This window comes from Azospirillum formosense (assembly GCF_013340925.1).
In the GTDB taxonomy this organism is placed as follows: Bacteria; Pseudomonadota; Alphaproteobacteria; order Azospirillales; family Azospirillaceae; genus Azospirillum; species Azospirillum formosense.
In genome coordinates this window covers 1-10,042 of record NZ_WHOR01000217.1, presented here as the reverse complement: position 1 = coordinate 10,042, position 10,042 = coordinate 1, and the positions used below count along the sequence as shown (strand labels likewise).

Here is a 10,042-nt window from a genome sequence, read left to right as displayed (position 1 = left end):
CCTCATCCGCCTCACTCCGCCTCGCTGTTCTCGTTTTTTGTTTTTTTTCACGGTCGACGCCCCCCCAGCCGTCCACAGGGGGGGGCCGCCGGGCCGCTTAGGTTGTGAAAAAGAGAGGGGGGGGGGGGCTGGGGATTGGTTTGTGGTTGGCCCGGCAGGGGGCCCCGGGCCCCCCCCTGGCCCGACGGGGTGGCCGGGCTGCCCCCCGGCGGCGGGAGGCCCCCTTCCCTTTGGGCGGAGGCGGGGGGGGGGGCGGGCGGACATGGCTTTACAAATGGGTTCGGGGCAGGGTCAGGGAAGGGCGGCGGTGCTGTGCAGCGTCACGCGCAGGCCGCCGTGCGACACCGACGGGCCGGACGGCTGGAAGGGCAGGCCGGTCGCCTGGGCGAGCGACGCCTCGTTGGTGACGAGGCCGACCCGCCAGCCGGAGAAGCGCGACAGCAATGTCTGCCCCAGCGCGCCGTAGAGGGCGAACAGCGGCTTCTTCTCGCCGATCCGCGCGCCGTAGGGCGGGTTGACGATGACGAGGCCCGGCGGACCCTCCGGCGGAGGCATCAGGTCGCTGACCGCGTGCTTCTGGAAGTCCGTCAAAGCGGCGACGCCCGCGCGCTCGGCGTTGGCACGGCTCATGGCGATGGCCCCGCCGTCACGGTCGCTGCCGTAGAAGCGGACGGCGGGCGCGGCGCCCGCACCGCCCGCGGAGCGCATCGCCTGCCACGCCGCGTCGTCGAAGGAGGCGAGCTGTTCGAAGGCGAAGCGGCGGCTGCGTCCGGGGTGAAGGCCGGCGGCGATCTCCGCCGCCTCGATGACGAAGGTGCCGGAGCCGCACATGGGGTCGACCACCGGCTCGGTGCCGTCGAAGCCGCAATGGTGCAGGAACAGGGCGGCCAACGTCTCGCGCAGCGGGGCCTTGTGGATCTCCTCCTTGTGGCCGCGCTTGTGCAGGGACTCGCCCGACGTATCGACGCTGATGGTGCAGAGGTCGTCGTCGATGCGGGCCTTGATGGAGACCTCGGCCTCGGCGGAGATGGGGGCGCCCAGCTCCTCGGTGATGGCGCGCTCGATGCGCTGGGCGGTCGCCCCGGCGTGGTAGATGCGCGAGCCCTTGCAGGACGCCTCGACGCGGACCGGCACGTCGGGGCGCAGGAACTCGGCCCAGGGCACCCGGCGCGCGCGCTTGTCGAGCTGGGCGAGGTGGAAGGCGCGGAAGGAGGCGACGCGGGCCAGCACGCGGGTCGCCCCGCGCAGCTCCAGGTTCGCCCGCCAGACCTCCGGCCAGCCGCCGCGGATGGTGACGCCCCCCTTGATGGCGGTGGCGTCGTGGAAACCCTTGGCCTTCACCTCCGCGCAGAGCACGGATTCCAGGCCCGGCGCGGTGACGATGAAGATCTCGAAATCGGTGCCGGTACGGTCGGCGGCGGCGGTGTCGCTGGTCATGGCCCCCTAGATATCCCGAAGCCCCGCCGCCTTCGACATCTTTCTAGCGGCCGGCCCCCTTAACAACCGGCCTTGCCGACGATGGCGGTCAGCCGCTCGTAGCCGGCGCGGGTGAGATGCACCGGGTCCTTGTAGAGCGGGCAGGAACCCTCCGCCGGGCAGGCGTCGCGCAGCGGGGTGTTGGCGTCCACCACGCGCAGGCCCGCGCCGGCGAGGGCGGCCAGCCGCCGGTTCACGTCCATGATGCGTTCGGCGAAAGCGGCGTCGCCGTCGCGCCGCGGCAGCAGGGTGAGCAGCGTGACGCAGGCGCCGGGGGCGGACCGCCTCACCTCCGCCACGATGGTCCCGATGGTGCCGGCGATCTCCGCGGCGGAGCGCTTCGGCAGGTCGTTGGTCCCGACCAGGACCAGGGCGGACTCCAGCCCCATGCCCGGCCCGAAGGACTGCCGCACCCGCCACAGCAGGTTGCCCGTGGTGTCGCCCCCGGCACCGAAATTCATCGGCTCCGCGTCGAACAGCCGGCGGGCGAGGTCGGGCGGCCAGCCGGCGATCAGGGAGTCTCCCAGCAGCATCGCGTTCGGGTCCTGCCGTCGCAGCGTCTCCATGCGCTTGGTCAGCCAGTCCGGGTAGGGTGGCTGCGTGCGCGGCCCGACAGGCATTTCGCCCTGCGCCGGGACGGCAAGGAACGCCACAATGGTGGCGACCCCGGCCCATCCCGCTCGGATGACACGACTCACGCCGCCTTCGCCGGCAGGGCGACGGCCGGGACCTGCTCCGGATGCAGGGCGGGCGCAGAGAGGTCCAGCACGGCGCGCTCACCCTCGGCCAGCGGGCGCACGGCGTTCACGGTCAGCGAGACGGTCAGCGGTCCCTTCAGGCCGGGGGCGTCCAGCACGAGGTCGGTCGCCCGGCCGGGATGCACCTCGAACCGCTCCTCGGCCAGCGTCGCGCCGTCCTCCGCGGCGATGGCAACCGCGACGCGGAGCGGCACGGAATCCCGCAGGGGGCAGCGCAGGGTGGCGCCGAGATGGAAGGGACCGGGCGCATGGACTCCCGTCCAGCGCAGCGTGGTGCCGGGCTTCTCCGGATCGGGGCCGTGCAGGCGGAACATCCCCTCATAGGGGCGGCACCAGCTGTTGCCGTTCAGCAGGCGGGCGGTCCCGGCGCGCAGGTCGCCCGTGATGGGCTTGCCCATGTCCTGATCGGGGCCGAAGGGGAAGCGGAGCTGGACCAGCGCGTCCGGCGTGCCGATGCGCAAGGCGGCGTGACGCTGCGTCCAATCGTGGCAGGGGAACAGGCGCAGCGCGCCCTGGACGATGGAGAACCACGCCGCGGCGTCGATGTCGTCCGCCTGATGGTAGGGGGCGAAGCGGGTGACGTGGCCGCGCATCAGGCCGGGCCGCTGCCAATCCACGCGGCCGATGCGGCTGGGATCGTCCGTCGCCTGAACCTCCAGCAGGGCGAAGTCGTCGTGGCCGGCCAGGGCGGCCAGCGCCTCGTAAAGGCCGTCGATGGTGGCGGGGGCGATGCCGGGATTCGACTTCACGACGAAGATCACCCCGCCCATCGCCGCCCGCGCGGTGAACTTGGCCTGGAGATACTGGATCTTGCGCGTCTCCCGGCGGTGCATCGCGCGCCGCGTCGCCTCGTCGTCGCGAAAGACCAGCCGCCCACCGGCCACGTCGGACTTCATGTCGCTGTGCCAGCCGATGCCGTAGGCGGAATCCAGCACCATGCCGGTGCGCAGCGGCGACAGATTCTCGAACCGGTACATGCCGTCGAAATTGGCGCGCAGCTTGGCCAGGAGCTGGTCCGGCTTCATCGAGGCCCAGCGGAACAGGCTCCCCGCCTCGCAGGACAACCGGCGCAGGACGAAGCCGAATTCGCAATTGTCGCCCAGACTTTCAAACCGCAGGAGGTCGTCCGCGCCGATGCCGATGGTCATGCTGTTGTCCCGTTTCGCTGCCAAGCCGTGGTTTCGGCAAGCCTAGCGCGAGCCGGTCGGGCCGCGTCAACGGACGGTGGCGGCGGCGCCGAAATGATCACCGCGAATTCGAGGCAATCCGTTCGGATTGTCCGGCCGTTCAGACCGTCCGGGTGACCTTGCGCAGATGACGGGGGCGGTCGGGGTCGAAGCCGCGCGCCTCCGCCAGCCGGGCCATGAAGGGGTAGAAGGCCTGGATCGCCGCGATGGGGTCCAGCACCGGGTGCAGCGGCGGCGGCAGGGGCAAGGGCGTGTCGGCCAGGGCAAGCGCCCGCTCCTCGGCGGAGGCGACCAGCAGATGGGCGCCGGCCCGCTTCAGCGCGCGGGCGGTGTCCAACACGCCGTCCAGCGTCTCGTCCCGCACCGCCACGACCAGCACGGGGAAGCCCGGCTCGACCAGCGCCATGGGGCCGTGCATCACCTCCGCCGCGCTGAAGGGTTCGGCGTGGGCGGCGGCGGTTTCCTTGAACTTCAGCGCCATTTCCTGGGCGATGGGGTAGCTGCGTCCCCGCGCGACGATCAGCAGGCTGGACACCGTCTCCAGCACCGGCAGCGCCGCCGACCAGTCCGCAGCACCGGCCCGTTCCAGCCCTTGGGGCAACTGTGAAAGCGCGTCGAGAAGCGTCCGGTCAGCTGTCCAGACCGCGGTCAGCCGGGCGATGGCGGCGAGGCTGGCGACGAAACTCTTGGTCGCGGCGACGCTGCGTTCCGGCCCGGCGTGCAGGGGCAGGGGATGAGCGACCCGCTCCGCCAGCGGCGACTGCTCGGCGTTGACCAGCGCCGCCGTCAGAGCGCCGCCGGCCCGAGCCGCTTCCGCCACGCGCAGCAGGTCGGGGCTCTGGCCCGATTGGGAAATGGCCAGGACGAAGGCGTCCTTCACCCGCAGATCGGCGCCGTAGGCCGTGACCACCGACGGCGCCGCCGAGGCGGTGACCAGCCCCAGCGCCGTCTCGAACAGGTAGCGGGCGTAGCCGGCGGCGTGGTCGCTGCTGCCCCGCGCGACGGTCATCGCGAAGGGCGGCGGCACGGCCCGCAACCGGTCGGCGAGGGCGGCCACCGCGGCGGCGTCGGAGTCGAGCAGGCGCCGCACCGCCGCGGGGGCGGCTGCGGCCTCCTGCATCATCAGGGGAGCGCTGGTCATGGGTCGGCCTCTGTTCCAGGCCGATCATAACACGGCGGTGCCGCTTAACTCACGCCGGGCCGGTCGGCGCTTTCGCCAGCACGGCGGCATCGGACGCGTCCATCTCCTCCGCCGGGGCGGGTTCGGCCTGGGGTGGTTTCCAGTTGCGCAGACGGCTCACCATCGCGCCGGCCTGGGTCTTCCAGCGGTCGGCCTGGGCGCGCATCGATTCGCCGCCCTGGACCAGCAAACGGCTGGGCAGCGGGCCGGGCGTCTCGAAGGTGCCGATGTGAAGCGTCTCGACCGGATGCTTGCCGGCGAGGCCGCGCTTGAACTGGTAGACGCCGGGGTTGGTCTGGGCGTTCACCCCATGCAGGTCGTAGCGCAGCCCGCCGTTCGCCTTGATCCACAGCAGCGCCCGCCATTGCAGCAGATAGGCGGCGTTGACCCGCAGCCCGGCCTCCAGCGTGGCGGAGTTCTGCATCTGCCCGGTGGTGCCGAACAGCGACACGACCACCCCGGCCACCGGCCGCCCCTCATGCATGGCGAGGAAGGCGCGCATCTTCCGCCGCGTCGGCAGAGCCTCGTTGATGCGGGTGAAGGTGCGGCTGTCGTAGGCCTTGAAGCCCTTGCGGCGCTGCGTCTCGACGAAGATGTCGTCGATGGTCTCCAGCAGTTCGGCGTGGGAGCCTTCGACGACCTCGATCCCCATCCGCTCGGCCTTGTTCAGCCCGCGCCGCCAGTGGTGGGACAGGTTGGAGCGGAGGCCGGCCTCGTCGGCGTTCAGGTCGGTGATGAAGGTGCGGTAGGGCGCCTTCTCCTCCCGGTACCGCATGCCAAGCGAGGCCAGGGCCGCCGTCACCGCCTCCCCGTCCGCCTGGGAGACGTGGGGCAGCAGGCGCAGCAGCAGGCCGCGCCGGTCCGTGTATTCCGCCTTCAGCGCGTGCAGCGCGGTCATCAGGGCGGCGTGGTCCGGCCCCTGGCCGCGCGGGTGCCACATCGGCCCCCACATGACCAGCGCCAGGCCGCCGATGCCCGGCACGCGGCGCAGCAGCACCTGCACCGCGGCCACCGGGCGGCCGTCGCGCCGCACGACGAGGTGGCTCAACTCCCGCCCGGCGTGGGCGATGCGGCCATAATCCCAGGTCTGGAAGATGTTGGCGTCGTCGAAGCCATCGAGGATGGCGTACCAGCCGCTGCGGTCGACCCGGTCGATCTCGATGGAGGACGCGGGGCACAGGACATCGCCACCAAGCGCGTCGGTGTACATTCAGGTTTCTCCCCTGGAATTCACGGCGATCGTTTCTTGTGGAAGCGTTTGGTAACGGTCAGACATCTGGTCACACGGTTCCGCCGGAGCGGTAGAAGGTGCTGAAGGCGGGGCGGGCCGAGAAGGCGGCCTGCGGGATGTCGAGCAGACGGCGCAGCCGGTCGCGCACCGCCGGTTCCAGGACCGCGGCGACCAGCAGGGCCACGGCGATGGACAGGGCGCCGCCGGTCACCGCGGCGGCCATGGAGGACGCCCCGGCCTGCATCGCCAGCGCCTTGGCCGAGCCGCCGATCACCTCGTGCAGCAGGTAGAGGGGATAGGTGGCGAGCCCGACCACGCGCAGCAGCGACAGGATGGACGGCGGCAGCGTGGCGATCTCCGCCCGCCAGCGCGCCGAGGCGACGATGGCGAGGAGCGACGCGCCCCAGATCAGCAGCGGGTTCATCCACAGATCGGCGAGGTTCAACGGGACGGGCGAGCGCTCCACGAACTCCACCGACCGGGCGGTGATCTCCAACGGGGCGGCGATCAGGGCCAGCAGGGCGGCGGCCATGCCCGTCCGGGTCAGCTTGCCGCGTGACCACAGCCACAGGAAGATGCCCAGCGCGAAGAACACGCCGTGGCGCAGCAGCGTCATGTTCAGCATGCCGTACTCGAACTCCAGGAACGGCAGGTTGACGACGCCGAAGACGTGCAGGCTGTAGACGCCGAGATAGGCCGAACTGGCGGCGGTCAGCGCCAGAGCGAACTGCGGCAGCCGGTGGAAATTCCCGCTGAACAGCAGCAGGAACACCGCGGCGTAGAAGGCGATCTCGACCGGCAGCGTCCAATAGGCCGACGCGATGTAGGGGCCGGCGGGCGCCAGCGAGAAGGAGGCGATGAAGCGCCGCGCCAGATCCGGGTCGGGACCGGGCATCAGCACAAGGGCGACGAGGCACAGGATGGAGCAGACCCAGGCCGCCGGATAGAGGCGCAGCAGGCGCGACCGGATGAAGGCGATCGGGGTGGCGTTGTTGGCCGAATTGGCGATGACGAAGCCCGACACCACGAAGAAGACCTGCACCCCGGCCCAGCCGGACCACATGACGTCGGCGACCGCGGGGTCGCGCCAGGTCAGGTGGAAGCCGGTGACCAGCAAAGCCGCGGCGAAGCGGACCATGTCGATCCCATAAACGTAATCGGCCCCGGACCTGTGACGGGCAGGCCCGTCTCCCGGCAGAGTTTGCTTGATCGGCGTTTCAGGCACGATTCCTCCCTTCCTGCATGGGGCGTGCCCATGTGCAGGTTCTCGACGTCTGTTGATTCCGGAAGACGAGCGCGGTGCGGCCTCGGGACGCAACTTGCGTGCTGCCGGGGAGCATACCCGTTGGTGGGCGCGGATACAGGGGCCCGAACGGATTCAACAGGAAATCTGCGGGAGTATACTGTTCAGATGATCGGCCGTTACCGAAGCCATGGCGCAAAGGGGAGGTGCGTGGCGCGAACGGTTCGCCCGCTGCCGGGCGTTTTACTTTGAAGGGATGCTCCGGAGAGCGAAAGGCACACGGCCCGTCCCCGGTCAGGCCGGGGACGGGCCGTGTGCTTGCCGGCTGGGCAGTGACCTGCCACCGCCTCGCTGCCAGTGGATTACTGGTAGTTCAGGCCGCCGTTGATGTTCAGGGTCGAGCCGGTGACGTAGCCGGCGATCTCCGAGGCGAGGTAGGACACCGCGCCGCCGATCTCGTCCGGACGGCCCAGGCGCTTCATCGGGACGCTGTCGATGATGGTCTGGCGGATGTCCTCACGGATCGCCATGACCATCTCGGTGCCGATGTAGCCCGGGGCGATGGCGTTGACGGTGACGCCCTTGGTCGCCAGCTCGGCGGCCAGCGCCTTGGTGAAGCCGATCACGCCGGCCTTGGCGGCCGAGTAGTTGGTCTGGCCGGCCTGGCCCTTCACGCCGTTCACCGAGGAGATGTTGATGATGCGGCCCCAGCCGCGCTCGGCCATCTTCGGCGACACCTGCTGGGTGACGTTGAACAGGCTGCTCAGGTTGGTGGCGATGACCGCATCCCACTGGGCCTTGTCCATCTTGGCGAAGAACTTGTCGCGGGTGATGCCGGCGTTGTTCACCAGGATGTCCACCGGACCCAGGTCGGCCTCGATCTTGGCGACCATCGCCTTGCAGCTTTCGAAGTCGGAAACGTCGCCTTCCGCCACGTAGAACTTGAAGCCGAGGGCTTCCTGCTGGCCCAGCCAGGCGGCGGCCGGCTCGAAGTTCGGCAGGCAGTTCGCCGCCACGATGCAACCGTCCTTGGCCAGGGCTTGGCAGATGGCGGTGCCGAGACCGCCCATGGCACCGGTGACGAGCGCGATCTTCTGAGACATTACAATCGCTCCAGTAATAGAAACGGCCAGCTCCTGGTGAGGCAAGCCCGCTGGTGAACCGCAGAAGCAAAGGGGTTGCTTCTTGTTACGGATGCTGTCGTGTCGATGGTCCTAATGGGGGATCCATCAACCGCGGCGGCAGGCATAACATAGAACAAGTCCGGCTCCGGGCCAATGCGCTGCAACATCGCAGATGCGAGCGGGTGCGATTTTTCACAGGAATGTCAATAAGAAATGAATTTTCAGGGCCTTACTGCACCGCACCAAGTGGTGTGACCAGTTGGTTTCGGCTCAAATCCGCACGATTCGTTCGCCGGCCTTGAGCGCGAGCGGAAACAGCCTGGGCGCCACCGCCCCCAGAAGCCAGGGCCGCAGCTTGGCCAGAGCGGCGGGCGCGGCCAGCAGAACGAGCGTCGCGCCGCTGTGCGCCCATTGGCCGGCGGTCATCCGCTCGAACCCGTTCCACAGCAGGACGGCGCCGCTGCACAGCCCGGCCACGGCGGTGACCGCCTCCCCCAGCGCCTGGACCGTGTCGGTCCCCCACAGCGGGTTCGCCGTGGTGACCCGCGCCACCAGCCGCCGCAGCTGCGCGGTCAGGCGCGCCGCGGACACGGCGTCGAACCGCCCGTCCTCGACCGCGGCGCGGGGCAGGGCGACCAGGACGTCGCCGTCGGGCTGGATCGACACGCGGACCGGAACGGTCCGCAGTCCGCTGCCGGATGGCGGCGCGGCCAGAGGCACGCGCAGGCCGATGGTCCGCCCGCCCTGGGCGAAGAACTGAAGCGCCAGGGCCATGCCATGCCCGCGCCGCGGGATCAGGCCGGACTTGCCGTGCCGCAGCCGCCCGACCATCTCGGCCAGGGCGTCGCGTCGCCAGACGAAGCCATGAGGGAGGTCGCTGAGGAAGCGCCGGCGCAGCGGGCTACCCCGTGTCTCCCACCAGGGTGTTCACGGCTTTCCCGGCGAACCGTCCCAACGCGTCGATCAGAAAGCTCCAATAGCGGAAGGAGACGTCCACCGCGTCCTTGTGGACGCCGATCACGACGCTGTTGCCGGCGGTGTCCCGGCCCTTCAGCAGGCGGGTGACCACGTCGCCGTCGATCTGGATGGTCGACTGCATGACCACCAGCTCGGTCCCCACGTCCCAGGCCTTGCGGATGGTCACCACATCCGCCGTCTTCAGCGCCGGCATGCGGCGGACCTCCTCGTCCATGCCGCGCAGATAGCTGACGGTGTCCAGCCCGCGCCGCCGCAGCACGTCGTTGATCTGGTCGGAGTTGCGCTGGATGCGCATCAGGATCGGCAGCGTGTCCCGGTCGATCATCGCCGCGGCGGACACCACGTCGGCGGTGGCGCCGGGTTGCCGGGCGGCGTCCAGGGTGCGGTCGGTCATCTCGCGCAGCCAGCTCGCCACCTCGCGCAGGTCGTCGAAGACCTTCAGCGTGGTGCCGCGGGCGGGGTCGTTGCCCGGCAGGTCGCGGCTGAGAAAGAACGGGTCGTAGCGGTCCGGCCGGGCGGCGTCGGACGGCGGAACGAACGGCGCCATCCCCCAATGGAAGCTGTCCGATATCTGGCCGGCCCAGGGGGCGAGGATCGCCGTCTCGCGGCTGCCGAAGACCTCCAGCGCCTCGCACAGGAAGACATAATACTCCTGCGCCAGATCGATCAGCGCGTCCCCCGCCAGCGGCATCTTCTCCGCCGAGATGCCGGTTTTCAGCACGGTGTTGATTTCGAGCGCGAGAAGGTTGCGCGCCAGATCGACGAACTGGGACATCAGCCACCTTGCTGGGTTGTGGGGCGCTGGGTTGTGGGGCGCTGGGTTGTGGGGCGCTGGGTTGGGAAGGGCGGCGGGGGGGGGAAAGGC

General features: G+C 70.2%; 9 protein-coding genes. All 9 read right to left on the bottom strand.

All coding sequences use genetic code 11. From position 1 onward, the window contains the following. Positions 1-291: 291 nt before the first annotated feature. The 9 genes from GBZ26_RS22170 to GBZ26_RS22130 all read right to left on the bottom strand — a co-directional run bounded on the left by GBZ26_RS22170 (position 292) and on the right by GBZ26_RS22130 (position 9,952). Positions 292-1,437 carry a THUMP domain-containing class I SAM-dependent RNA methyltransferase gene (locus GBZ26_RS22170; RefSeq protein ID WP_174440717.1) on the bottom strand — a complete coding sequence of 382 codons (1,146 nt, stop codon included), beginning with the start codon at positions 1,435-1,437 and terminating at the stop codon, positions 292-294. A gap of 59 nt (positions 1,438-1,496) precedes the next feature. Further along, positions 1,497-2,174 (bottom strand): GDSL-type esterase/lipase family protein, encoded by a 678-nt coding sequence (locus tag GBZ26_RS22165; RefSeq protein ID WP_174440716.1) that lies wholly within the window; start codon positions 2,172-2,174, stop codon positions 1,497-1,499. Further along, complete coding sequence (locus tag GBZ26_RS22160; protein WP_174440715.1) at positions 2,171-3,382, bottom strand: hypothetical protein; 1,212 nt, start codon at positions 3,380-3,382, stop codon at positions 2,171-2,173. The genes GBZ26_RS22165 and GBZ26_RS22160 overlap by 4 nt, the downstream gene beginning before the upstream one ends. A gap of 139 nt (positions 3,383-3,521) precedes the next feature. Further along, positions 3,522-4,562, bottom strand: coding sequence for an SIS domain-containing protein (locus GBZ26_RS22155; protein WP_174440714.1), 1,041 nt, complete (start codon positions 4,560-4,562; stop codon positions 3,522-3,524). 49 nt (positions 4,563-4,611) lie between these two features. Then, a complete protein-coding gene (locus GBZ26_RS22150; RefSeq protein WP_174440713.1) occupies positions 4,612-5,811 on the bottom strand; it encodes a lipid II:glycine glycyltransferase FemX in 1,200 nt (399 codons plus the stop codon). 70 nt (positions 5,812-5,881) lie between these two features. Next, positions 5,882-6,970 (bottom strand): acyltransferase family protein, encoded by a 1,089-nt coding sequence (locus GBZ26_RS22145; protein ID WP_246654053.1) that lies wholly within the window; start codon positions 6,968-6,970, stop codon positions 5,882-5,884. 467 nt (positions 6,971-7,437) lie between these two features. After that, the gene (phbB, locus tag GBZ26_RS22140; protein ID WP_174440711.1) at positions 7,438-8,178 is read right to left on the bottom strand and encodes a beta-ketoacyl-ACP reductase; all 741 of its coding nucleotides are present in this window, start codon (positions 8,176-8,178) and stop codon (positions 7,438-7,440) included. 291 nt (positions 8,179-8,469) lie between these two features. Next, positions 8,470-9,030, bottom strand: coding sequence for a hypothetical protein (locus tag GBZ26_RS22135; protein ID WP_174440710.1), 561 nt, complete (start codon positions 9,028-9,030; stop codon positions 8,470-8,472). Between the two features lie 70 nt (positions 9,031-9,100). Further along, the gene (locus tag GBZ26_RS22130) at positions 9,101-9,952 is read right to left on the bottom strand and encodes a hypothetical protein (protein ID WP_174440709.1); all 852 of its coding nucleotides are present in this window, start codon (positions 9,950-9,952) and stop codon (positions 9,101-9,103) included. Positions 9,953-10,042: the final 90 nt, after the last annotated feature.

Bases quoted from the DNA above. Each gene is read 5' to 3' on its own strand.
- GBZ26_RS22135 (WP_174440710.1), bottom strand. From the start codon at position 9,030: ATGGTCGGGCGGCTGCGGCACGGCAAGTCCGGCCTGATCCCGCGGCGC.
- GBZ26_RS22155 (WP_174440714.1), bottom strand. From the start codon at position 4,562: ATGACCAGCGCTCCCCTGATGATGCAGGAGGCCGCAGCCGCCCCCGCG.
- GBZ26_RS22160 (WP_174440715.1), bottom strand. From the start codon at position 3,382: ATGACCATCGGCATCGGCGCGGACGACCTCCTGCGGTTTGAAAGTCTG.
- GBZ26_RS22145 (WP_246654053.1), bottom strand. From the start codon at position 6,970: ATGGTCCGCTTCGCCGCGGCTTTGCTGGTCACCGGCTTCCACCTGACC.
- GBZ26_RS22130 (WP_174440709.1), bottom strand. From the start codon at position 9,952: ATGTCCCAGTTCGTCGATCTGGCGCGCAACCTTCTCGCGCTCGAAATC.
- GBZ26_RS22170 (WP_174440717.1), bottom strand. From the start codon at position 1,437: ATGACCAGCGACACCGCCGCCGCCGACCGTACCGGCACCGATTTCGAG.
- phbB (WP_174440711.1), bottom strand. From the start codon at position 8,178: ATGTCTCAGAAGATCGCGCTCGTCACCGGTGCCATGGGCGGTCTCGGC.
- GBZ26_RS22150 (WP_174440713.1), bottom strand. From the start codon at position 5,811: ATGTACACCGACGCGCTTGGTGGCGATGTCCTGTGCCCCGCGTCCTCC.